This is a genomic window from Pedobacter sp. N36a (assembly GCF_014472395.1).
Lineage (GTDB): Bacteria > Bacteroidota > Bacteroidia > Sphingobacteriales > Sphingobacteriaceae > Pedobacter.
Map to the genome: position 1 here is coordinate 1 of NZ_JACSZW010000005.1, position 24,502 is coordinate 24,502.

The 24,502-nt window shown below is 39.1% G+C and carries 17 protein-coding genes and 1 pseudogene; 5 read left to right on the forward strand and 13 right to left on the reverse strand.

Going from position 1 to position 24,502, the window contains the following annotated elements; all coding sequences use genetic code 11:
* Positions 1–453 precede the first annotated feature (453 nt).
* The 10 genes from H9X96_RS11040 to H9X96_RS11085 all read right to left on the reverse strand — a co-directional run bounded on the left by H9X96_RS11040 (position 454) and on the right by H9X96_RS11085 (position 11,926).
* Positions 454–1,416 carry a helix-turn-helix transcriptional regulator gene (locus tag H9X96_RS11040; RefSeq protein WP_187666341.1) on the reverse strand — a complete coding sequence of 321 codons (963 nt, stop codon included), beginning with the start codon at positions 1,414–1,416 and terminating at the stop codon, positions 454–456.
* 3 nt (positions 1,417–1,419) lie between these two features.
* Positions 1,420–2,367, reverse strand: a complete 948-nt coding sequence (locus H9X96_RS11045; protein ID WP_255431080.1) for an AraC family transcriptional regulator — start codon at positions 2,365–2,367, stop codon at positions 1,420–1,422.
* Positions 2,368–2,465: 98 nt separating this feature from the next.
* Positions 2,466–3,392 (reverse strand): class A beta-lactamase, subclass A2, encoded by a 927-nt coding sequence (gene bla / locus H9X96_RS11050; RefSeq protein ID WP_187666343.1) that lies wholly within the window; start codon positions 3,390–3,392, stop codon positions 2,466–2,468.
* Between the two features lie 57 nt (positions 3,393–3,449).
* Positions 3,450–4,376, reverse strand: a complete 927-nt coding sequence (locus H9X96_RS11055) for a DUF5106 domain-containing protein (RefSeq protein ID WP_187666344.1) — start codon at positions 4,374–4,376, stop codon at positions 3,450–3,452.
* An 11-nt stretch (positions 4,377–4,387) separates the two neighbouring features.
* On the reverse strand, positions 4,388–5,446 hold the full coding sequence (locus tag H9X96_RS11060) for a clostripain-related cysteine peptidase (RefSeq protein ID WP_187666345.1): 1,059 nt from the start codon (positions 5,444–5,446) through the stop codon (positions 4,388–4,390).
* A 98-nt stretch (positions 5,447–5,544) separates the two neighbouring features.
* Complete coding sequence (locus tag H9X96_RS11065; RefSeq protein WP_187666346.1) at positions 5,545–7,014, reverse strand: FimB/Mfa2 family fimbrial subunit; 1,470 nt, start codon at positions 7,012–7,014, stop codon at positions 5,545–5,547.
* A gap of 21 nt (positions 7,015–7,035) precedes the next feature.
* Positions 7,036–8,850 carry a BACON domain-containing protein gene (locus tag H9X96_RS11070; protein ID WP_370576733.1) on the reverse strand — a complete coding sequence of 605 codons (1,815 nt, stop codon included), beginning with the start codon at positions 8,848–8,850 and terminating at the stop codon, positions 7,036–7,038.
* A gap of 24 nt (positions 8,851–8,874) precedes the next feature.
* Positions 8,875–9,771, reverse strand: a complete 897-nt coding sequence (locus H9X96_RS11075; RefSeq protein WP_187666348.1) for a FimB/Mfa2 family fimbrial subunit — start codon at positions 9,769–9,771, stop codon at positions 8,875–8,877.
* Between the two features lie 124 nt (positions 9,772–9,895).
* The gene (locus H9X96_RS11080; protein ID WP_187666349.1) at positions 9,896–11,224 is read right to left on the reverse strand and encodes an Mfa1 family fimbria major subunit; all 1,329 of its coding nucleotides are present in this window, start codon (positions 11,222–11,224) and stop codon (positions 9,896–9,898) included.
* Between the two features lie 96 nt (positions 11,225–11,320).
* Positions 11,321–11,926, reverse strand: a complete 606-nt coding sequence (locus tag H9X96_RS11085) for a DUF3575 domain-containing protein (RefSeq protein WP_187666350.1) — start codon at positions 11,924–11,926, stop codon at positions 11,321–11,323.
* Between the two features lie 587 nt (positions 11,927–12,513).
* Between H9X96_RS11085 and H9X96_RS11090 the strand changes: the two genes are divergently transcribed.
* The 3 genes from H9X96_RS11090 to H9X96_RS11100 all read left to right on the forward strand — a co-directional run bounded on the left by H9X96_RS11090 (position 12,514) and on the right by H9X96_RS11100 (position 14,925).
* Positions 12,514–12,651, forward strand: a complete 138-nt coding sequence (locus H9X96_RS11090) for a hypothetical protein (RefSeq protein ID WP_187666351.1) — start codon at positions 12,514–12,516, stop codon at positions 12,649–12,651.
* A gap of 1,180 nt (positions 12,652–13,831) precedes the next feature.
* On the forward strand, positions 13,832–14,395 hold the full coding sequence (locus H9X96_RS11095) for a Crp/Fnr family transcriptional regulator (protein WP_187666352.1): 564 nt from the start codon (positions 13,832–13,834) through the stop codon (positions 14,393–14,395).
* Between the two features lie 140 nt (positions 14,396–14,535).
* Positions 14,536–14,925, forward strand: coding sequence for a RidA family protein (locus H9X96_RS11100; RefSeq protein ID WP_187666353.1), 390 nt, complete (start codon positions 14,536–14,538; stop codon positions 14,923–14,925).
* A gap of 218 nt (positions 14,926–15,143) precedes the next feature.
* Here H9X96_RS11100 and H9X96_RS11105 read toward each other — a convergent pair whose 3' ends face one another.
* The 3 genes and pseudogenes from H9X96_RS11105 to H9X96_RS11120 all read right to left on the reverse strand — a co-directional run bounded on the left by H9X96_RS11105 (position 15,144) and on the right by H9X96_RS11120 (position 22,290).
* On the reverse strand, positions 15,144–18,404 hold the full coding sequence (locus H9X96_RS11105; RefSeq protein WP_187666354.1) for a CheR family methyltransferase: 3,261 nt from the start codon (positions 18,402–18,404) through the stop codon (positions 15,144–15,146).
* A gap of 379 nt (positions 18,405–18,783) precedes the next feature.
* Positions 18,784–21,180, reverse strand: a pseudogene (locus H9X96_RS22895) (TonB-dependent receptor domain-containing protein).
* A 129-nt stretch (positions 21,181–21,309) separates the two neighbouring features.
* On the reverse strand, positions 21,310–22,290 hold the full coding sequence (locus H9X96_RS11120; RefSeq protein WP_222943887.1) for an AraC family transcriptional regulator: 981 nt from the start codon (positions 22,288–22,290) through the stop codon (positions 21,310–21,312).
* A gap of 330 nt (positions 22,291–22,620) precedes the next feature.
* Here H9X96_RS11120 and H9X96_RS11125 point away from each other — a divergent pair, with 330 nt between their 5' ends.
* Positions 22,621–23,652 carry an AraC family transcriptional regulator gene (locus H9X96_RS11125; RefSeq protein WP_187666357.1) on the forward strand — a complete coding sequence of 344 codons (1,032 nt, stop codon included), beginning with the start codon at positions 22,621–22,623 and terminating at the stop codon, positions 23,650–23,652.
* A 184-nt stretch (positions 23,653–23,836) separates the two neighbouring features.
* The gene (locus H9X96_RS11130; RefSeq protein WP_187666358.1) at positions 23,837–24,502 is read left to right on the forward strand and encodes a DJ-1/PfpI family protein; all 666 of its coding nucleotides are present in this window, start codon (positions 23,837–23,839) and stop codon (positions 24,500–24,502) included.

Here is a 24,502-nt window from a genome sequence, read left to right on the forward strand (position 1 = left end):
CTTTCAATGCAAAAGTGAAAGCTTTCAGGGCTACTTCCAGGGGCGTAAGAGATGTCAAATTCTTTCTGTTCAGACTTTCTAAAATCTATGCTTAAACTTCCTTCCCCCCAAGAATTCCGCTTGATCCGAGAATCGCGTAACTAACGACTAAGATGACAGCCTACGATGAGCTTGGTAGGTTGATAAAATTACGAAAAGAAAGAGCAAATTTGACTACAAAAGCAGTAGACAAAGGGAACAAAAACAGAGCGAAACGAAAATTAAGGAAAGTGACACTCAAGAAATGGATTATCAATATTTCTGATGATTAAACTGTGTACGGAAAATCCAATATGGTTGCCCCCTTTAAGCCAAATTACTACTCAATTGACAAGTAAAACTTTATCACAAATCTATTTTTGGTTAGACAGGGTCAATCCTTCCGGATTTATCCAGCCATGCATTCAGAATGATCTAAACACTTATTTTCTTAACAAAAACATCGCTTGGAAGGTGCCCAAAGTTTTTTTTGTAAACAGAAGCAAAATGTCCAGGCTTTTCGTATCCAAGTTCAAGGGCTATGTCTTTTATGGAAGCAAAGGAGCCATTCTGCAACAAGTTCTTTGCCAGTGAAAGCTTCGCGTTTGTGAAAAATCTTTGCGGACTGTTTTTCATAATTTTGGAAAAAAGGATTTTATACTTTGAAATAGACATCCCTGCCATCTCCGCTAAAGCCTCTAAACCTGGAAATTCCATCAGCAAATCACCCGTTAGATGATTAACTGTCTCCAGAACTCCCGTAAAATCTTTATTCGACAACTTATGATCTGAAGTTTCCAGTTCTCTCACCCTGTTTAACGTAATGGTCAGTACACGCAGGGCAACCCCTTTTAATAACAATTCATAAGAAGGTGTATTGAAAGGACGGTTTTTCAGTTCATTGAGAATTAAACGGCTAGCACTATCGACATGGGCATTAAAAAAAAGTGTGACCTCCCCCACGATGGAGTTGACTAGTTGTTTACTGGCAAAAATACGAAGGCTGTAATATCTTTCCCCTGGTAAAGGTATTAGGGTCGTCTGCGTATCAGAATCTATAAATCCCATCCCAATATTTGAGCTGTAGCGTACTTTTTGCCCCTCACCCTCTACAATCCGTGTACTGAATCCTTCGTTCAAATCAAAATACATCAAGTAAAGGGATTCAACACTGGGCATCTTGGTAAACGCAACATCGATATGATAAATTACATCCATCAGTAGTACAGACAGGCCAGGCATTACTTGTAAAAATAAAGAAAAGCCAGTGGCTACACGACCATCATGAATTAGGTATTTATTGTCGATGAGCTTATTTCCCAGACCGTCTATAATATCCTGCTGCCATTCAGGCGTTAATTCAAACCTATGTCTAAGGTGTAGAGTTCCGTCTTTCATTAGTTAAATATGATTCAGATAATCTTTAGGAGATACATTATAGAGCCCCTTAAATTGATCGGTAAAATGCGAAGCGGTGGTAAAGCTAAAATGATCGGCTATTTCACTTATGCTGTGTAAACCGGTCTCGAGCATTTCCCGCGCATGAAATAATTTATTTTCCAAAAAGAAGGAGTTTGCTGTATTACCGGTGATTTTTTTGAATAATATCTTATATTTTGTTTCTGACATACAGGCGCGGGTGGATAACTCTTTTATTCCCGGAAAGGGCCTTCTCAGTTCCGAAATTAAAAAAGACTGAGATTCGATAATTCCAACCAAATCTTCTTTTGTTACTTTTTGAATCAACGTTTCCTGGTTAAGTATACCATCCATATACTCACTTAGCAAGGAATACACGATACCCTTAAGAAGTGTTTCATATAACGGATCCTGCTGATCGGCATTACGCAATTCATCTGCTATCCACCAGGATTTGTTGCTTCCCCTACTAAAACGTATAAACGTATTTTCCTCCGGATCAAATAGAGCGCCTAATACCTCGTCAAACTGCGGAAGAAATGAAAGCTGACGTTTAATCTCGTCTTTTAAAATAAAAATTGTGATGCTAAAAACTTTGCTACCTTCTTTTACTTCATAATCTATATCCATACAACTGTCGACCATAGCTTCATTATATGCCCAGCGACCCACTGATTTTAACTCTTCATTGAAAATAATTGCGGCATTCCCTTCGGTAAAATCATAGTGCAAGGTTACAAAATCGCTAGTTTTATTTCTGTAACGAAAAACGAAAGAGGTGTTATAGGTGACCTCTTTAACATATACCGAAATATATTCATTTACCTTTATGGCATAACAGGTTCCGGACTGTAATTCTTCGGGAATGCAGATGAAGTTTCCATCCAGATAGCCGTTTAGCTGGACTGACAAATCTTTCGTCCATGACAAATCTACACTATGATGCTGTATGACCTCTCTCATAAGACTAATTTAAAGAAAAATCTGAAGATCAGGAATTGTAGAAAGGTTATAGGTGTGTGAAGGCATCATAGTAAGAGATCGATTGAATCACTCTGCTGGTTTATAACATTACGCTGAAAAGATAAAGTATCTTCCTTCAAAAAATAATTCCAGGCCCCCTTAGTAAACTCTGGAATGATCTGATCTGTAACTTTTTCTTCTTCGTTAGTCATCGAGACAAAAACAGCAATGGCAAAGTTTTTTCCATCTGGCAAAGAAACAATACCAATGTCGTTGCTTGCAACTGTGACTCCCGCTGAATTTGTACCAGAGCTATCCATTTTATATGCCACTATCGTTACTTTAGGTAGCAATCCCTTAATTTTGTTTGGCCCAGAAATGGTTTTCATCATAATATCCAAAAGAAGATCACCGGAAGATTTAGAAAGCATTTTATTGTCGTAAAATAACTTTAGCAATTGAACTGCAGAAAAAGATGTACTCCAGTTCTTAAATTGAATTTTTTGATTCATGTGCATCTCCTCTTCTGTGGCTACCCTAGCTACATCTTGTATGCCGACGCTGTGGATAAACTGGTGTACTGCTGAGGACCCGCCAATCAGCCTGAACAGCATGTCACAACCATTATTATCACTTTGTGAAACACTGTAAGACAATATTTCAGCAAGTGTAATCGATACATTCCCATGAGGGTATTTTTCTCTCATGGGGCTCCAGGGATTGGGTAAAAGATCTTTAGCGGTTACAAAAATTTGCTGATCAAGCTTCAACTTACCTTCATCTACCTGTTTTAGTACAGCTAAGGCCAGATGAAATTTATATGCACTCTGCATTGGAAAATGGGCTTTTCCATTAAAATCGATAGTATCCCCACTCTGGAGATCAATGACCGCAAAACCTATTTTTGCGGGATGTCTTGATGCAATAGTTTTGATTGTTTTTTTTAAATCCGCTCTATCTTGCTGTCCAAGGCTGTTTAGTGAGATAAACATTAAGCATACGATAATCCCGACCAGACTCGGAACGTTAATACATTTCATATATACATATTACATCGATCCTGATCGATGATTTAACATTGTTTTATTTGAGATCGAAACCAAAGTATCCATAACCACATCCATATAGGGATCTTTCAGCAATACTTTTTTATCTCTATCCAGCAGGTAAAAAGTCGGAAATGCACGTAAATCGTATTTTTTTTGTTTCTGTATTTGCTGCATGTCTCTGCCAATTATCCATTCTGCAGGTGTTGAAGAGGCGTGATCCTTCCAAAGTCTAAGGTCGTTTGCAGTGTAAATAGCCAATATCTGCAATTCTTTCCGACGCTGCATCGATTTCAGTATTTTACTACTGGAGAGTTGTCGTATGATTTCCCTACAGTTTTCACAGTCTGGATCATAAAAAAGCAGCAACGTAAGCGGAGCGTTTATCTTATACAAACTACCTTTAAAAACCGAAGGGGTGATGTAGTTGAAATCTTCTGCAGCATGCCCCACTCTGTTTTTATATAACAAGCTCAGCTGATATTGTGGCCTGATCTTATATTGTGGACCTAAACGTTCATCTTTTATACAGTATTCCAACACGGAGATATACTCCGCTTCGTTCCTAAACGGTGAATCAGGGTGATAAAGATATTTTTCAATAAGACCAATGAAATGATCGAATAGAACCTGGTTGCCTAAGATTTTATTCAGCAAAGTGTTTAAACCTCCAGGAGCCGATTCTGCTGATGTTTTGTTTAGTAAAAACAGATAATCCACAAGTAGTTGCTCTCCCCCTTCCTTCCTGAAAAGTGTTGCGGTATCACGTACATTCAGGTTATCCCAATAGTGGTGTATTGGATCATAAATGGTCGCTCCCTGGCTACCGGATAACGCTTTCTCTTGCCGGTTTGCCTGCCTGGAATTGGAGAAATTGCAGGATGTGAGTAAATAAGGTATAAATAAGGAAAGAAATATCAAATTTTTCATAAAAAAAATCTTTAAGGATTCACAGCTAAAGTCCATTTCAATTTCTTATACGCTACGTTTAGGTATTCAAAATCTTTTTGCGGGATATAGCTGGTTAAGCCACTGAATTGATCTATGGCGAAACCATTATAAGCCATTAGAAACCGGGGCGTTGCAGCTTTGTATTTAACTGTATTTTGCAATAGGGTTGTTAATTCTTTGTGGCTTGCGGGTGGCGATAAGCGGCGGTAATAATCTTCAAAATCGAAAAACAGGCGATGGGTTTGGTATCTATCAAAATGCTGTAGATCCTTTAAATCCCCGGGCGGAAAATTATAATCTACATTCTGCCTAACCCATTCCGCAAGAGCAGGTAATGTTTTAGTATCGATAACAGCAATTGTAGCCGCACGCAACTCCCCCTCTTTCTGGTTATAATGATTAAAATACAGCTGTGCGAAGGATGTCAAATCTGCGGCCGGCTTATAAAGGCAGGGCAACATCTTCGGGTAAACATCTATAAAACCGGGAGAAAGTATCTCGGCAGATGAGGCCACAATATAGTCTGTTTTATCTTTAAGCTCATAGGCTACCTCTATACCCGCCATAAAACAACTTTCAAAAATCATGAAATCAAAAAAATGATCAGGTATAGCTGCTGCAAAGTCCGTTAGCTCCATATCTTGATCACCATCTTGTAAAATAGTGCGAGGCCTGATCAGCGTACGCTCGGGTAGCCAACCGGAAGCATGCGAAAAAAGCACAAGTCCATAAGAATCAGCATAGGCCTCTTTTACAACATCCTGTAATGCTTCTTTAAACACGGCTTTGCTTGCAGCGTTTCCACTAGGGTAAGTTTTGAGGATTTTTAATTCTGAATGTCCGTTACTGTCTAAGCCAATTTCCATTAGCTTTGGGCTACCCCCTTTTGCTGCTTGTAAAATCAATAACCGTCCCATACTCGATACGTATGATTTTTTAAGCGCCTCGATTTTATCGTAAGTTTCCTTGCTCAAATTATTGTTCCCTCCCATGTAAACCAGCAATGTGCGGTTATTTTTAGAATAAACCGTTGAATTGAGCGTTCCCAAGTTATCAGTCTTTTTACAGGAAACAAAAATTAACAGCAAGCTGTATAATAAATAGTATCTCGTTTTCATAACATATAATAAGATTTCAGGCAAAACAGCTAATTTGTATCACGTTGGGTTACAGTGATTGTTTTACTGATCCTGCCAATTGTGGCATTTGCGTCACCTAGTCTGACGGTGATTTTTCCTGTACGGGGTCCTGATAGGCCGAGGTTAGTGGCAATTATATTGATTAGTAAATTACTTTTACCATCGATAGGATCCACTTCTCTATTCAAATCTATCCAATTTGCATCTTTTGGATCACTGTATGCAAACCATGAAGCGCCTACCGAGGAAATCCTTACCCTGATAACCTGGCCTTTTGCCGCACCAACTTCCACCTGATCTGTACCCAAGGCCAATATGTACTGACCATCCGTGCTGATCACATTTAGTCCCCCATCGTCCAATTGTTTCAGGTCAACCTCCATATTGATAGGAATGTTACTTTGAGCATCGGAGATACTGGCATAGCCAGCTCCGCCTACAGCGGTAATATTCACGGTATACTTATAATTGCGTAATAAGGGTAAGGCGTTGCCTGAACCATCTATAAAAGCAACCCTGTAATAAGTATCGACATCACTCCCCTGATATCTACCACCAATAATTAGTTCTGTACCCTCAGTTTGGTTTGGCAGCAATGAACTTTTCGGACTTTCGAGCGCATAGATTTCCTGTTGCAGGCTTTTACCCGGAGAAAGTACCTGATAAGTAAGGAGACCATTATTTCGCTGCGCTTCGGGTGGGATGCTTTCTGAACGGACCACATTTCCGTCAAAGTTGTAGGGCACCGGTGCAATCAGACCTTGAGAATAACTGTTAGCTAAACTAACTGTAGTGATCTGAAAATTGGATATTGCTGTCTTCGATAGCACAACATCTATACGGGCCAGACTTCTCACTAGTGCAATGCTGTTTAAAGATGTTGTACTACCGCTGATCACGGCACATTCCGTTTCGCCCCACATTGGAAAAGCATCATAACTCAATACCGAGCTGGCATTCCAGGCCCCGCTTTTTGAAAACGTCAGTTTAGTCAGAACTGCTTCTTTTCGCTCTCCTTCGTTTATTATTACTTTACTAAGCTCCTCATGGACATTGGCCAGCACTACAAACCTATAATAGTTGTCATTATCTATTCTAAGGGCAGCTCTGAAACTTTTCCCGGCAGTATTCGCGGCATCTGGCGTTGAAATATCTGTACCTGATACGCTATAAGCGAAGGTTTCATATTCATTTGCAAGGCCTTTATTAACGATCTTAAACGCAAGTATATCTACCATTTTTACGGCATTCTCTTCGTTGTCGTTAATCGCATATGTATTAACAGCCGGGTTATGTCCTGGAAGCTGCACATTAAAACCTACGGTTTTACTGGCCCGTTCTAATGCATTTAAAGAAAATGGCTCTTGTTTGCGGCAGGATATCATTCCAGCACTACACACCATAAAAACGACTGCATATCCGATTTTTAAACAATGCTGCAGTGATATTCCTGGGAAGTTATAGCTGAATATTTTCATTATACTGTGAATTAATTATTGTTATTCCAATGGGATACTTTTAACGCACCTTGCCAGATAATTTGCAGCTGTTTTTAAACTAACAGTACTTAAGGTGCTCGCATTAGGGTTAGCGTTAATGATAAGTGCACGGGCACCAGATTGACCAGTAACATAAGTTGTTCCCGTCCAGTAAAAATATTGCTGGTCAAAAATAGTCGCTCCAGCCCCACGAAGAGCTCGCTCAATAGCGTTTCGTTTATCATATTGGTATGGGAGAAGGCGGGTTAATTCATCATAGGTTGGCAAACGCCAACCTTCACCATACACTTGCTTGCAGCTGCCAGTACGAGCTGGGTCTACCTGTATTTCCAGGGGATCTAGTGTGGATATCGACCCCTCCTCTACGTTTACTGCCCTGTACCAGTTGTAGTTACCCCTAAGGTCCGTCTTGGCCACATAGATATCAAGGCCCGGTAAATTGTCTACGAAGTTTGGCACAGCTTGCGTAATCCTAAGGGTTTTACTCAATATTCCAGATTTAAAAGTCAACGTACCTGTTCTTGATACACCTGAGTAATTGCCGGACAAATTAAACGAAAACTTTTGTTCCGTTCCTGCAGGACCACTGCGAAGAACAGGGCTTATCCAATTGGCGCTAGAACTTACTGTCCATCCGCGAGAATGGGTTGCATTGAGATTAATATTAACCCGTTTCCTTCCTCCATCGTCCTGAAAGAACTCCTGTCCAACCTTCAATTCATAACTCTCCGGAATATCTACATCCCCCAAATTACCCTCTGACCATTGTGTTATGCTCACCTTTATATTTACAGGTTTGGTATTCCATGCCAATTCCTTACTGGCAACTCCCCTTCCATTGACCTTGACAATATTTAAAGTGTAACGATGATTGCGCAGCAAGGGGATTGGCTTACCATTTGCGTCAACAATATCGATTCTGTAATAAGTTACAGGATCAATACCCTGATATTTTCCACCAATTACAAGTCCTGTTGCCTCAGCGGCAAAAGCACTCTGGGCTGCTTTGCTCTCAAACAAGTAAATCTCATTTTTTAATGCCTTGAAGGATTTCGAAGATTCATAATCCTGAACGGGTAAATACTGTGCCAAATCTGGCAAGCTCTCCTGGGAAACGGCTTCTTGCTGCACATTGTAATGCGATGGGAAAGGGACAATCTGTCCACAATTATTAGCGTTAAATACACCCACGGAGGTCATTTCGAAATCAAGGCTGGCAGACAGCCCCAAGACTACATCTATGGCAGCCAGACTGCGTATTACGTTGAAGTTGATATTACTGGTCAGGGCATCTATACCTTTTACAACCTCAGCTTCCCCCCACATTGGGAAAGGTTTGAAATTGCTGGTATTTTCTGACTTCCATTTTTGGGTATTTAACTTAATTAGGCTAGGCAACATGTCGTCTTTCGGCTTACCTTCGATAAATGAATCTAGTGCTCGTTCCAGCTCCGCCCTGGCATTGCAGATGATTACAAATCGATATTCTTCTTTGCTTTTAAGAAGATCTGCATAGAAAGTAACCTTTCCATTCACCCCATCTGTTGCTAACATCATTCCTTTGACATGGTATGAAAAAAGTTCTTGGCCATTTAGTACTTTAAAGGCAAGCAAATCTATCGATTCAATCCTATTCTCCTCATCTGCAGTGACAGTGTAGGTGTTGGGTTGAACAGATTTGGGCAAACTCAACATTAACTTGACGCTTTGATTGATTGCGCCATCCTGCAAATTTCCCATTTGTTCTGTTTCCTTACGGCAACTTACAATTATCAAACTCCCTATTAGTGTAAGCACATGTAGATACTTTTTCATTTCTGTCAGTTTTATATTTTTAAACTACAGCTCCATTTCTGAATATTGTACTTTCCAGCCATTTATAACAATTTCAATGTCAGGCGTTATGGAGCCATTTATTTCGATGTTAATTTCAGGTTCACATTGAAAATCAACATGGTTAAATCTGGCCAACAGGCTTGTGATGTCAACATTAAAAATATCCACACCTTCCAATAAGTCGCGAATTATTAACCTGGAGTCCTGATTTTTGCCCGGCCACAGCATACCCGTATTTGCATGATAGACATTGTGTTTAAGCGCATCCGCGTGAAGGTTTGCCATCGTAAAATGGTCCTGTGCAAAACGGAATGTGAAATCATTCTTTAAGCTATAAAGCGTAGCATTAAAGCTTATTCTTGCCTGGTAACTGCGATTAGCAGGTCTACCATTTAAAACTAAATTAATCGGTTTGCTGATTAACTTCATAGCAACTGAATACGGCTTGCTTTGCGATAGATTAACCTGTTGCGCTACCCCAATAAAAAATGGGCTGTTTTCTGTTTCTTTTTCACCATCTTTCCCAATATATGAGGGTATATAAAATTCGCTAATATGGGTCTGTCCATTTACAAGTCTCTGGCTCGCAAAAAGCTGCTCTGTTAATCCAGAGACTGCTACGAGGGTATAATCCCCACTTTTCAGATTTAACACAATATGCTCGTCCGAGCCAAAAGAAATTCCGGCGTTAGAAAAACGGCCTGACAAAATCCCTTTCTGATTGAAGGCGAAAACATTAAGATAACCAGTCTTGCGGTAAATCGGCTGATTGCTACAGCTATCCGCCTGCGTAAAATGCAGGGCTACCTTAAGTTCGCAATCCTCCAGCTTCTCTTTTATGCATGCTTGGGTTAAAACCATAAGAGCCAGTATCATTGCAAATGCACATGTCCTTCTCATAATCAAAATGGTATATGTAATTTTTAAATGTGAGGCTAATTAATTCTGCTTATTTTAGGAAAGGGAGCCGATTTCTAGAATCCAGAAATCGGCTCCCTCACCTTTAAATAGATTGCCAAGTATTTTAAATTTCGTAATCAGCAACATGCATAGTCCAAGGCACAATCGTTATTGTCGCTTCTATATTCACTTTTTTAGACGGTGTGATTGGATCTGTTGGCAATATTGGATCTGGTGAGATTAAAGGGCTTCCAGGATTGCCAGGTGTACCGGTATCGCCATTGATCTGGTTTTCACCAGGTGTTCCCAAGCCATTAATTTTAGTCACAGTAGCATTGTAGTATACATTTCTAAGCAAATCATATTTGCCTTCACCCATTACGCTTCCTTCTGGATTTAAATATAAACGATAGTAGCAATATCCGTTACTGTAAGTAATTGGCGCTGCACCGCCATTTTCATCAGCATGCTGCTGCGCTTCCTGTAAGGATCCAAAATAATAAACCCCATAATTGGTAAATACGGCATAAAATGTTCCATTGGCTTCAATGGGCTTAGTACCAGTCAACACAGATGGGGTAAACTTGCCTCTCACACTAAGGTAAGTTACCTGATTGTATTGGTGTTCTTTAGACGTATTTTCAGGAGCATACATCACATTTTGACTTCCAACAGTAGCTGAAGCTACATTTAGCGGTATAAAAGTTGAAATATCAACCAGCCTTAAATCAGAACCCGTGTGGTCTGCTGCAATCCAGTTCGCATCTTTAAAGTTGACGAGCGGAGCGACAATTTGCTTCGTATTTGCCTGTCCAATGGTATAATTTAGTTCAGATAAATTACCGCCTGATATATTAGAAAGCATTAGCGACTGCCCAGACTTGACACTTGTTTTTGCAACTAATCGGCTAACGGGTACCGTTATTTTATTAGCGGCCTGATCCTCTGAAACTGAAATCCGGTTAATGCTTTCATTAAACATGGCAACAGAACCGTCGCCATTTACCAGTGTAGCCATATCGACATTCAGAGCGGTATTCATGTTGGCGTAGTTTGACTTTAGTTTGTTTACAATCTCCTGCGCAAGATTGACGCCGACAAAAACTTGTTTAGCTCCAGTTTTCACTTCAATAGATTGCGCTTTGATCGTTTTTCCATCAGCTTCATAAATATCATTACCATCAATATGTGTGTATGAAGTAAGCGTAAACGGCGCTCCATCATCATACACAAATACGTCCAGGGTATTAATTTTCATCTCTGCATCCGTAGCATTCGCATCCCCTGCTGCATAAGTAAATACAGATTTGGGTGCTGACACCATTAACTGAAGTCTGGCGTCTTTTCCGTTAGTTTCCTTAAAGTTAACTTCACTTTTTTGATCTTTTTTACAAGCCGCCAGTGTTAAGGCAGCTAAAGCCGTAAAGGCACAATTTTTAAGAATCCTTTTCATTTTCTCGTTTTTTTTTACTGTTTTTAAAATTTATATAGAAAGACCCTTATGACTATATTCAGCGTCATTTCAATCTATTTCCATTAACTTTTCTGATTACTTAATCCTGTATACTAATGAGATGGCAAATTTTGTGGGAACAAATAAAATCTTGGTTTCTTCTCCTTTCTTGGAACCGCAGTGCTGGCAATCATATATATCATGATTCACAACCGCATAACCCAGCCCCAAAACAGATTCGATCCCAATTTTATCGTTGATCATGTATTTATATCCTCCAGATGCACCCATTCCAAACAGATTGCCCTGATACCGGTTTTCTTTGATTCTTTTGTTAATATTCGATATACCGCCTGCGTTATAGTAAGCGTAGTGTGCATGTAGCCCGATAAAGAATTTGCTAAAAGCTGCTCCCTTCCAAAGCCTTAATTCAGGCTGTATGGCAATATGTTTTAATTTGGCATCATGACCATAGCTAAATGGATTATAGGATACCGGTACATGTAATGTAAGTGGGTAAACTGATTCAACAGGATTCAAATTTAGCTCACCTGCTAGATTAAGGTTCCACAAAGTAATGCCTGCAAGATTTGTCTTGATTACCACATGATGCGCTTTGGACAAAGCCTTCTCCTGCGCCATTGAGCAGCTACCACAAATGAATAGTATTAATAAAACTGTATATAATCGCTTTTTTTTCATTGCATTTTTATTTGTTCAGTCCCAGATAATCCAAGATGAGTTGTTGATCGACCTCTGGGCGACTTGATACAGATAGCGATGTACTTTCATACATACGACTTCTATCTTTTGATTTTTTTCATTCTTACAAAGAATGAAAAATCCTGCACTATCGATCTTTACTTGCTCAGACACCATATCGGCATGAATGATATCAGTAGAAAATAATACAGGTCTTTCGTTGATGATGATATATTTGTTCATTTTCATAACTTCTCTCTAAAATATTTCACGCAGCAAAATTACGGCTAACGAGTTCCCAGGCAGGCCACGTTAGGCCATTAAACTATCAGATTAAGACAAAATAGTTTTGTGAGGCCCTCTATATTAGCAGTTTTACCAAAATATCCTTCCAGAGCCACGCGGGTGTTTGCTAAAGGGTTTTGTTTACTCAGCATCTAACCTGTTATTAAAAATGGTCCTACCATAAATAACTTCAGCGGGAGACCAGCGAACAACAAGGAAAGGATTGGTTTAGAAATTTTTAAAAACCAAATACATAAAATTCAGACAAATAATACTGAAGTTTGCACCATCAAAATTTCAGTATGGGGATTCTGGTAATAGAAGATGAACGAAGGGTAACTGAGCTGATCCAAAAAGGATTGACCGAACTTGGTTTTCAGGTTACCCTGGCACATGATGGAGAGATGGGAAAAAAAACTGGCCTTATTAAAATCATTTGATTTGATCCTGATGGATTTAATCCTGCCAAAAATAAACTGGATTAACGCCAGATTTATACTGGATATGGGACAGTATTCACCTAACAGTCCCTGGGCATGATTTGATGGCAAGGGAATGGATCAAACAGGTAAGTACAGGTCTGAAATTCAAAAAAAACTTAGGCTACGCAAACAACTAAGCGTAGAAAACATCACTATCTGTACAATAAAGGATCCAGATCAACTGAATTTGCCTCTAGGTTATTGCAAAGTGGCCAGGGCTTACACGAAGATCAACATAGCAACAAATATGTCGGAACGTTCTTTGGAAAGAATCATAAAACAATACGTGGGTCTTTCACCTAAACTTTTCTCAGGAATTATCCGCTTTCAAGATACTTGTCGGTTTTTTACAATTCTGCAAAATTTGCTTCACATAATTTTGCAGATATATCAAAGGTTAACGCTTACTATTTCCCAAAGGAGTGCCGGCCCCCGTGGGGAAATATTCGCACGTAACCATCGTTCCTAGAAATTCGGTTTTATTTATCTTCTCTGGTTAAATTGGCTTAGATGCTTAAATTACAGCATTAGGTCTTCCAGAACTTAAAATCGAGATCGAAATTTGGGTGTCGAAACAGTAAAAGTAGATTGCTTGCGAGATTAGAGAAAGCTTCACGGAAAGGTAGAGCTTTTTAGGCATTCAACTATTGATGGTCAGTTTAAAAACTGGATAGATGATTCCGTCTTTACCTTTAATGATCCAACTGGAAATATGAGTACCAAAAAGATTTTGATAAACGAGAAACCATCGGTATAAAGGAGTTTGCCTATTCGAGCTTGACCACGTTAAAAAGTGTAAGTACCAAAAAGGAAACCAGCATTTTTAAGGGATTCCAGCTTGCCATCCTACTTGCACTCTTCCTCGCAATCATCTTGCAATTGAGAAAAAACTACAGAAAGCCTCTTACTAATCCTCATGACATTATTCCTGATCATTATCCGGCTTCTTTTGCCCAGATCTTTAGGTCGATTTTGAGGTACTTCATTAGCACTTCTGTTTTTTTTGTATTTTTGTTTTGGCTTAAACCTCGAAAGCAAACGGATATCTTATGGTACTGCTTGCTATTGAGTTTATTGTTTTTATTTTGGCAAGAGGCAATGGTTTTAGGCAGGCTGTTAGAAAAATAGAAGGCATTTGATGCAGGAAAAACTTAGAGAACATATAGAAAAAGTAGTGCCACTCAGTGATGAAGAATTTGCCTTTATATCGACTCATTTTATGGTCAAGAAGTTTAAGAAACATCAGTTTATTATCCAGAAGGGCGATCAGGTGAAATATTCTTATTTTGTAGTATCGGGGCTTTTAAAATTAGTTCATACAGATGATTCGGGAAAAGAACACATCATTTCCTTTGCAATGGAAGATTGGTGGGAAAGTGATTATTATGCCTTTTACACGCAGACTGAAGCAACTCTATCGTTGGAATGTCTGGAAGACACTGAGGTGCTTGGCCTTAGCTTCGAAAATTATCGGAAGCTATGTGATGGTCTTCAAAAGATGGAACGTTTCTTCCTCGAGAAATCGAGTTTTGGTTTTCTTGGAGCGCAGCGACGCATATTGTCGCTGATTACCTCTAATGCAAAAGAACGGTATGAGCAATTGCTTAAACGATATCCTTCTTTATTTCAGCGCGTCCCAAAATCACTGATTGCTGCCTATCTGGGCGTGTCCAGAGAAACCCTGAGCAGATTTTCCCGTTAGGACAAAGGCCCCGGTGTGACAAACCTCACACCATAATCGTGAGTAATGTCATCTTCAAAATCCCTGCATTCCATGCAACTTTGGATCATTAATTAATCAAGCCATGGACACTCCATGGCTACAGAAAAAACCCAAAAAGAATGGAAAAGCAAATCACTAATCCCTGGAAATGGCAAGATCAACTCAGTTTTGTGCAAGCGGTAGAAGTCACACAAATACAAGGTACACTCTACGTTTCAGGACAAACAGCTATTAGCCCTGATGGACAACCAAGTACTGCCGACATGAAAACACAATTGACTGGAGCCATACAAAATATGGAACAAGTCATTCGCGAGGCTGGTTACGACTGCAAAAATATTGTGCGCTTAACTATCTACACCACCTCCACAGCAGATTTTTGGCCCCAGTTCCCTATCCTTCAGGAGTGGATCGCCAAAAACAGCATCAAACTGGCGATGACTTTGTTAGAGGTAAAAGGTCTTTTTGAAACGCTAACAGTGGAGCTGGAAGCTACAGTGGTAAGATAACCCTTCCTAAATTGCAAGGAATGGGTGAAGGATCAATAGGGTCCTAAACACAAAAAAGAAAGGGGGAAAGTTTTAACACAAGGTTGCCTTTGTGTTAAAACTTTCCCCTTTCCGGATTATATATTCCAACTATAATGGAATTAACTCGGCTCCGCTCTACAAGTAAGACACCAATATTGCAAACGAAAGGCTTGAAGATAAAACCAAAATTCGCTGTTTTACATTTTAAAAAAAATCTTAAAAGCACAGCCTTTACCTATTGCGCACTCCACTTCGATTTTGCCGCCAGAAGCATTGACGATCTTACGGATAAGGTACAATCCGATACCGGTACCATGTGTTACCATGCTTAATCGCTTATATTTTTTGAAGATATGATCAACCTCGTCCTTGTTGATGCCAATGCCATTATCAGTTATCGTCAACAGGATAAATTGGCCTATTCTTTCAGTTTTGATACTAATCTCTGGCAAACGATCAGGATGGCTGAACTTGATCGCATTTGTGAGAAGGTTCAGCATCACGCTTCTCAAGTTCTTTTTAGCAAACCGTACCCTATTTTCACGAAAATCGGTATGAATAATGGCTTTAGAAACCTTAATATGTTCCGACATGACCTCCTTTATCTCGTCAAATAAATCCGGAAAGCTTTCCTCAGCCCCCTCATCATCTTCTGATTCCAAGTGACCAATCCTGGCCAGATCGCTAAGTATGGATTTAAAATTGGTAACCGCTTTATACATCATCTCTGATAATTCCATGACCTCGGAGTCTTGGGTATCGAGCTTTTCATTAAGTATCTCCAGCAACATTTCAATGTTCAATATTGGCGCATTGAGGTCGTGGGAAGCACCAAAAACAAAGTTGTTAAGGTCAGCATTAATTCTCAGTAAACTTTGATTACTTTCATCAAGGCTGTGGTTACTGATGTCCAGATTTTTATTGCTAATGTCCAGCTCCCGCAATAATTTCTTCAGTTCGCTGATGTCATAAAAACTGATAACAGCTCCATCGGCTTTTTTGCTGTTCTTCTTCAGGTAAGGCATGGTCATCACCTGATAGACCTTTCCATTCGGTGCTTCTGCTTCCCGCGTAATGTGTTCCTCATTCTGGATGACCCTTTTGATATCATCGATCAAAGTTTCAAATTTGATATTGGTTGTTATATTGCTAAGTGGCCGACCAATATCACTTTCTCGAATGTTAATGTGCTCCACTGCTCCCGGCGAATATCTTTTCAGCAACAAGTCCCTGTCAACAAATAACTGACCATTTATATTACTCCTGAAGTAATTATTCAGGTCGTCATTCAGGTCCGTCAATTCATCAATGGTCAGTTCATGGTTCCTGTTGACCGTTTGCAGTTCCTCGTTTACCGATTGAAGTTCTTCATTGGTACTTTGCATTTCTTCATTAGCAGATTGCATTTCCTCGTTGGCAGACTGCAGTTCTTCATTAAAAGACTGCATATTTTCATTGGAAGAGCCAATAAGCTCATGCGCTACAGTTACGGTATGTCTAAGCTGTGCCACCTCCTGTTCCAGGCTGATGATATGCTCACGCATCACTTCGTTGATATCTTCAATGTGGATTACATTCCCCTCTTTGGTACCCGCATGACTTTCTGTAAACAAGACCAAAAGCAGTCTTTCTTCCGATCCGACAATATAAAAAGGGCTGATGACAATATCGATCAGTTTGTTTTCATCCTTGCCGGTACCGCTTATACTAAGCCCATTGAGCACAAACCTTTCATTCAACTTTAGCGATTTCCAGGCAGTAGCCTTAAAGAGTGTGCAAATATGATCCGGTAAAAGATCAATTAGATTATAGTTAAAATTAATGTTTTTCAAATAAGATTCGGTATCCCCAAATGACTGAACAACATGCAGGTTTTCATCCGTACAAACACCGTTAAAAGCTCTTTCCCTTAACAAGGCTGAATTGACCTGGTAGGCAAGTTCACTTTTTGATACCTGCGTGACTTGCTTTTTGGTTGCTTCTGTTTTCTCCTGGAATTCCCCGATCCTATGGGATGAAAAGGTATCAGAACTGATCGAACGACCTGTTTTATAACTTTTTAGGATGTTCCATTTGCTGTTGACCTCGTTGAAGCCATCCATAATAACAGAACCGCTCTCGCTCGGTCCCAAAAAGAGATAACCACCCTCTTTTAATCCAAAATGCAGCAGGGCAAATACCTTTTGCTGTAAAGTCACATTCAGATATATCAACAGGTTTCGGCAGCTGATCAGATCCATATTACAATATGGCGCATTATTGGTCAGGTTATGCTGAGCAAAGATAAGCATCTTTCGAACTTCGTGTTTGATTTTATAACTTGTACCTTCTTTGGTGAAAAATTGCTGAAGTCTATCCTTGGATACGCTTTTAACAATACTTTCGGGATAAATGCCTTTTGAAGCGATATCCAGCGCCGCTTTACTGATGTCCGAAGCAAAGATTTTGACCTCTATATTTTTGGGATATTTATTTAAATATTCTTTGATCAATATCGCTATAGAATAAGCCTCCTCTCCGGTAGCACAGCCAGCTACCCATATTTTCAATACTTCGGTATTGTTATTTTTGATGATGGCCGGGATAACGGTTTCTTCAATGATTTGAAATGCCTCCTGGTCACGAAAAAAGGAGGTTACGCTGATCAGGAACTCATTGGCGAGTAAAGTGATCTCTGAGGTATTGCCTTTTAGTAATTTGTAATACTGACCAATCTCGTTCAGATGATGATGCTCCATCCGTCTTTTAATCCGCCTGATAATTGTCGGCCGCTTATAATCACTAAAATCCAATGGTAGGCTGTCCTTGATTAGCGTTAATATTTTTCCGATCACTTCCCCATCGTTAGGCGCCGAAATTTCGCCAGTTAACTGATCCAGAAAGCCATCCATAACATATTCATCAATGAGCTGCGGCATGGCTTTGGGTGAAATGATCCTATCCGCACAACCGGTCGAAATGGCCGCCACCGGCATACCACTAAAGCTTGCAGTAATTGGATCCTGAACTAGTGTCATCCCACCGGCATTTTTAATGGCTTCTATTCCTTTTGAACCATCATCTCCTGTGCCGGATAAAATGACACCAATGGCTTTGTTTCCGCGTTCTTTCGCCAGAGAACTGAAAAAGTAATCAATTGTCATGTGCGGGCGTGGCTGGTATTTTTTGTCCAAAAGAATCAGTCTGCCTTTTTCTATTGACATAAACTTCGCACTCGGAATGAGGTAAACCGTATTTGGCTTAATCTCTACATTGTCAATCGCCTCAATCACTTGCAGTTTACTATGCTGGGCCAGGATCTGCACCATCTGACTCTTAAAATCAGCAGAAAGATGCTGTATCAGGATATAGGATACGGAATCCAGTGGGGTATGATCAAAGAACACGGATATAGCTTCCAAGCCTCCGGCCGATGCTCCGATAGCTATAATATATTGCTGATCGACAATTTTAGTCATAAGCTAACGATAATTTAGTGATTACAGAATGGAAGAGCGTCCATTAAAGATAAAGATATTCTAACGTAATAATTTATTTATTTTCAAGTACTTAGATAGTAAAAAATTTAAATAATTAAGCAAAAATGTGATGGAAGATGGTTCCCTCATTTTAACCGGATTTGCATTGATGAGGCTTTATGACAATTAACCTTTCTAATACGATTTATGAACAAAAATAAAGTTATATCTGTCATATTAACAATAAGCCCATTCGATAATGTGCTTAAGTGACTTTTTGATCTCCTCCTCCCCCTCTTTGCTGTTAATATCGATACCACAGATGGTTGCACCACTCTGACTTTTTGAGTTTACTTTTCATTAGTGTTTTAAGTTTCTATTAATTTGCCCTGCTATTTTCAGCCTGCCCTGTTGGCTTATTTTTATACATGCTGTTTTTCAGTTTACCGAAACTATAAGCAGCCACCAGCCGGAAATAGTTGTTGTTAAATGACCTGTCGAAAAATATATCAGTATGCCCAACGCTATAATCTCCCGAGTTATTTGTTTTATGAAAGACATCATTTGCCAAAAACTTCAACTTCAGTGCATCTTTAAAAAACTCTTTATCAATGCCTATTGTCACTAAAGACCTGCTTCTGTTTTGATACAATCCTGAAGACCGTTCTCCAAGATACCAAGCCAACAGTTGTACCTTAAACAAATTTTTCACGTTAAAAGTGTTGCTAGAGTAAAAATACCATTGCGGCCTTGGCGGCAGAGATACAAAGGAAAACTGATCATCTATCATTTTGGTATAGCTCAGATTTACTGTGTTTATAGCCGTCCAGAAACCCAGACCTGTCGAGACAGAAAGTGCAGCGAAATAAGCATGACTCTTTTCCAGGTTAAGCCCCTTTAAGACATAACTATCTGGCGTAATACCCCTTAAAGCGGCGGAACTAAGCGGGTCATCCAAATAGTTATAACCAATCCTCAGGTCAACTTTCCGATAATATGCACCTAATTCAAAAGAATGCACTTTCTCCGGAATAAGGTTGGGATTTCCTTCAATGGTCGTAAAAGGGTCCTAATAAATGACAAATGGATTTAAAGCCTGATACCTCGGCCTGGTGATCCTCGAAACGTAGGAAGCACTCAATTTAAGCTGATCAGAAATAGTCCTGCTGAGCATTAGGCTTGGAAAAAGATTAACATAATCATCACGGATCTCTTGCCTCCCGCCTACACTCGTATTTAATGTGTAATTGGTCCATTCTCCCCTTAGGCCTAATCCGAAGTTAATCTTACCCATTAAAACTCCACTGTAATTGAGATAGGCAGCCGGTATTTTCTCTCTATATTCAAAATCACTGGATAAGTTTTCATCTGGTCTAAAATCTCCCCCGTCATCTGCAATCAGAAAACCAGTACCAGAGTTCGTATTCACATAGCTGAATTTAAGCCCAAGCTCCAGTTTTTCCCTGTCATTGAACACTTTGGTATAATCCGCCTGCGTACTGGAAATCATGATCCTATGCTGAACATCATTTTTTAAAACCCTGAAAGCAGCTGTTCCATCGATCAAACTTTGCTCATCAATGAGGTCATTGATGTCGGCATGATAATCTGAATACTGACTTCCGACAAAAAACACCGAGCCCAGCGTATCTATAGATTGGTTGTAATTAAAAGTAAAGGAGTGATTTAGCCGATATTCATTTTTCTTGATATCGCTGCTATAAAAGCGTGTTCCTTCATTGGTGGTAATGTTGTTCTTACTGTCCTGGCTTCCCCCCTGTTTTTCTAAATTCCCATTATACCCCAGAGAAAGACTCTTGTCTTTATTGATACTATATTGAGCACCGAGCCCATAATTAGAGAGATGATGAAGTTTACGGTTCCAGTTTGTGGTTAACTCAGATCGCAAAAAATCTTCTTCCGAGGGCCGGGTCCTGGTGGTATACAGCCGCTCCTTGTCCTCTCCTTGAAACAAGCCATAATTACCTACTACAGAAAGTTTTTCTTTATTGTAATTGAAGTCAAACATGGTATTCGTATTCAGACCTGCAAATTCAGACACGGTAACCAACTGACTAACATTAGCAAGAAACCCTTCTCCGGCATTAGTTTTGGTAATGATATTTATGACCGCTTTTCCTTCTGCATCATATTTTGAAGAGGGATTGGAAATGATCTCAATCTTTTCTGCCTGCGAAGCCGGAATAGAAGCCATGCGTTCCGCAGTGATGAGTCTGCCATTCAAATAAATCGTAGCCTCGCCTTTACCGGCTACAGAAATCTGTCCATCACTAATGATCACATTTGGAGCCCTGCTTAGAATTTCAGTTAAGGAACTGCTATTCGCAAGTATGGTATTGGCCACCTTCACCTCAAGGTTACCATTCGTCAAATGCCGCGTCAGAGGCACCTGAGCACTGACCCGAACTTCATTCAACTGAATGTTACGCTGTTTAATCACAATAGTTCCTAAATCAATAGTTGTCGTTCCGTTATACTTTACCTGGATGAGCGTATCGGCAAAGAGCAGGGAGGTTAATTTCAAAGTCACTTCTTTTTGATTGATGTCTGACATTTCGAAACTACCGTTCAGAAAGCTAATACCCTTTCTAAAAGCAGGATCCGCAACAGCGTAAATTAATACGTTCCCCATGAGTGGCTCATGATTGGAATCAGTTATCCTGGCGGAGATGCGCTGGATATTTTGGGCTTTTAATTTTTGGGACTGGAAGAATAAAGTCGATATACCGAGGAATGTGATCAGCAGGATTTTCATTTGCGAATTAGATTTAGTTTTTCTTTTTCACAAAAATCAACAGTAAAAACCTCGATCAGGTTCCAGAAACAGGAATCAGGAGTACAGATTTATAAATTAATACGAAGAATCAGGTTCAAATACCGGCCATTACTTTTGTAATGTATGCTGCTGATAACTGAAGGGCGTAGTTCCTTTCAGTTTCTTAAATGCGGCGAAAAAAGTAGACTTTGAGTTAAACCCAACTTCATAACCTATAGATTCCAAGGTTAGCCGGTGATCTGTTGAGATGATACTGCAGGCTTCATTGATCCTGAATTCATTGACAAAAGTTGTAAAGTTCTTTCCCAGATTATCATTTAAAAACTGTGACAATTGGTGACTGCTTACATTTACCCCTTTTGATAAGTCACTTAATTTTAAATCAGGATTTCTGTACATCGCTTGTTGTCTCATGACTTTTTCCAGTTTCCCTAGCAGAATTCCAACCTCGTCATCATTGACTTTTTTACCCGAATATTTATTCGGACTGAGCAAAAACAGGTCGTCGGTTTTCTTTCTATACAAAAGCACCGAAATAATCAGGTACAATATCAGGGAAAAACCAATTGAACCGCTGATATAGGACATGAATGGTGCCCGGATCAGGCTTAGAAAAAAGGTAATGAAGATCACTACATTCCCGAAGAAGATCATGAGCAGCCAGTTTTCAGCTGGATTCAGCTGCTGGACTTTGCTGAATATTTTTTTCAGTATTCCTTTTATCACAAAGGTCGAAATGACGATATAAATAAACCATTGTAAATAAATAATCTTGCTAAGGTATTGGTTCCATAGCCATGAATAATTTTCATAAGGATAGCCTATACCAGTGATCAATACCAGTAGAAATAACGAAGCCATCATCCATTTCCAGGATTCAGGAATTCGCTCCAATCCCATTACCGCGGACTTCAGAAAACAATAAAGGAAAGGACCTATAAAAAAGCAGGCGGAAAGACCAATCTGCAGATAAATCTTAGGCAGATGACCATCAAAATAGACAAAAACTGATTTTCCAATCCGAACACTCAAGACTAACAGCAGTGCGCCGAGAAAATAACTGCTCAGGTATTTTTTCCTGGTAAACAAAAAAAAGTATAAGCTTAGAATAAGCCCATTAAAAGCTCCTAGAGCACTAAAAAAAAACAAGAGTTCCTTACCGACGTTCATATATGGGCTATAGTGGTGGTCATTCAAATGTACCTTTTTTATTCGTTTTCTTCTTAACAGGGCATTTTCATGTTTATTATTTTTTAAGTCCGCTGATGAAATGCGGCTCAGGGTTTAAAATTTTTCAAAATTAGCGGCATCATGAAGTTGCTGCTTAATTATTTTATATAAAATAACTAACTTCAACAATGTTTTTTTCGGTTTTCACCGATGGATAATGCATCAACAACTATTTAACTTCATCAAATAATGACAGATTCAGGTCAGTTTCTTTTCTTCTTTAGTGCCTTAGGAGCTTTTAATGGTCTCCTGCTCTCCATATACTTTGCCATAAATGCTAAAAAGAAAATCTTCACAAACTACTTTTTATCTTTGTTATTACTTGTTTTAAGCATCAGAATCCTTAAATCCGTCTTCTTCTATTTCAATCCTCATTTATCTAATATTTTTATTCAAATCGGACTTTCAGCCTGCGTTCTGATTGGTCCATTTCTTTTTTTATACCTAAAGACCTATGCGGAAGGTGAAAAATCAAATTGGACCAGACATGTGTTCCCCTATTTGGGAGTCCTCACAATTTTAGGTTTTTTTTATCCTTATGTTGACCATCGTGCAATCTGGAGCACCTGGATTATAAAAGCCATCTCTATCCAGTGGTTAATTTATATCATTTTGTCTTTCAAAAGCATTCAGCCTGTTTTCCAGAAAATTAAAGACAAAGAAAATTTACGTAAAATAGATGTATGGGTAATGAGCATCTATTTGGGGGTTACCTTGATTTGGCTCGCCTACACTACCTCTCCATACACTTCTTATATAGCCGGGGCCTTGTCATTTACATTTATTTTGTATGTAAATGTGCTGCTTTTAATCTTCAGGAATAGTAATGGAATCACGTTCTTTCAAGAAAAAGAGAAATATAAAAATAAGGAGATTGACAAAAAAACACTAGAGCTCATTGGTCAAAAACTACCTATCATCATTGAAAAAGAACTATTTCTAAATCCAAATTTCACGCTGGAAGAAGCCGCAAAAGAACTGAAAGTATCTAAGCACCTACTCTCTCAGTATCTAAATGAAATCCTTGGCAAATCTTTCTCAAACCTCATTAGTAGCTACAGAGTTGAAAAAGCAAAGAAACTACTGGAAACCGAGAAAAACTTTACCATCGAAAGCTTGGGTTACGATAGTGGTTTTAGCTCAAAATCGACCTTCTTTACTGCATTCAAAAAAATAACAGGTCTAACGCCGGCAGAATACCAGAAATCATACTCAAAATAAGTTCAATATTATAGAATCAAACTCCTAATCTATAAATCACAGCCAATAAAAGCCGAATATCATAGAAATTGCCCTCATTATTCAACAGTTAAAAACTTAAAAATGAGAACAGTATTTTTATCTATTGGCCTTCATCCTCCATGTCTAAATGTAAATACTCAAGTAAGCGATACTAAGAGTGATTTTGGCTGCAAAAAACGTAATAATAACCCTTGAAATTTTCGATAATATGAACCAGATCATAGTCTTATTACTTGGTTTTTTAGGTTTATATTCCACAAGCAACCCTATACAGAAAAGGATCTTATTTGTCACTTCAAACCGGGATTTTTATGGAAACAAAAAGATAGCTGCATCCAACCACTTTGAGGAGATCACCGTTCCATACGATATATTTAAAAAGGCGGGATACACCGTTGATTTCATCAGCCCAAAAGGTGGAGCAATTTCCATTGATCATATCAATACTTCGAACAGCCTTCAAAAAAGGTATTTATACGACGGTTGCTTTATGGATAAATTGGAGCATACGATGAAGCCCAGTGAAATTACTGCCGAAAATTACCAAGCCATTTTTTATACTGGTGGTCCTCCAATGTCTGGCGTAACAGAGGATACTGCAATCCAAGAGATTTCAAGAAAAATCTACAATAAAAATGGGGTGGTTTCAGCTATATGTCATGGGACAGCAGGAATGGCTTTTTTAAAAGACGAAAGCGTAAGTTTTCTGGATAAAAAACAACACCTACTCGCTATACAGGTAAATTTGAGAATAGAGCTATGGAATATTCAAAAACTGTTCTCTATACTGAACTGGAGTAAGACTGACATCTTTCTTAAACATCCTTGA

What these genes read in the sequence shown, in the direction of transcription:
- H9X96_RS11065 (WP_187666346.1), bottom strand. Translation starts at nt 7,014, where the DNA reads ATGAAAATATTCAGCTATAACTTCCCAGGAATATCACTGCAGCATTGT.
- H9X96_RS11100 (WP_187666353.1), top strand. Translation starts at nt 14,536, where the DNA reads ATGGAAAAGCAAATCACTAATCCCTGGAAATGGCAAGATCAACTCAGT.
- bla (WP_187666343.1), bottom strand. Translation starts at nt 3,392, where the DNA reads ATGTTTATCTCACTAAACAGCCTTGGACAGCAAGATAGAGCGGATTTA.
- H9X96_RS11070 (WP_370576733.1), bottom strand. Translation starts at nt 8,850, where the DNA reads ATGAAAAAGTATCTACATGTGCTTACACTAATAGGGAGTTTGATAATT.
- H9X96_RS11095 (WP_187666352.1), top strand. Translation starts at nt 13,832, where the DNA reads ATGCAGGAAAAACTTAGAGAACATATAGAAAAAGTAGTGCCACTCAGT.
- H9X96_RS11105 (WP_187666354.1), bottom strand. Translation starts at nt 18,404, where the DNA reads ATGACTAAAATTGTCGATCAGCAATATATTATAGCTATCGGAGCATCG.
- H9X96_RS11090 (WP_187666351.1), top strand. Translation starts at nt 12,514, where the DNA reads ATGGGGATTCTGGTAATAGAAGATGAACGAAGGGTAACTGAGCTGATC.
- H9X96_RS11085 (WP_187666350.1), bottom strand. Translation starts at nt 11,926, where the DNA reads ATGAAAAAAAAGCGATTATATACAGTTTTATTAATACTATTCATTTGT.
- H9X96_RS11125 (WP_187666357.1), top strand. Translation starts at nt 22,621, where the DNA reads ATGACAGATTCAGGTCAGTTTCTTTTCTTCTTTAGTGCCTTAGGAGCT.
- H9X96_RS11040 (WP_187666341.1), bottom strand. Translation starts at nt 1,416, where the DNA reads ATGAAAGACGGAACTCTACACCTTAGACATAGGTTTGAATTAACGCCT.
- H9X96_RS11075 (WP_187666348.1), bottom strand. Translation starts at nt 9,771, where the DNA reads ATGAGAAGGACATGTGCATTTGCAATGATACTGGCTCTTATGGTTTTA.
- H9X96_RS11055 (WP_187666344.1), bottom strand. Translation starts at nt 4,376, where the DNA reads ATGAAAAATTTGATATTTCTTTCCTTATTTATACCTTATTTACTCACA.
- H9X96_RS11080 (WP_187666349.1), bottom strand. Translation starts at nt 11,224, where the DNA reads ATGAAAAGGATTCTTAAAAATTGTGCCTTTACGGCTTTAGCTGCCTTA.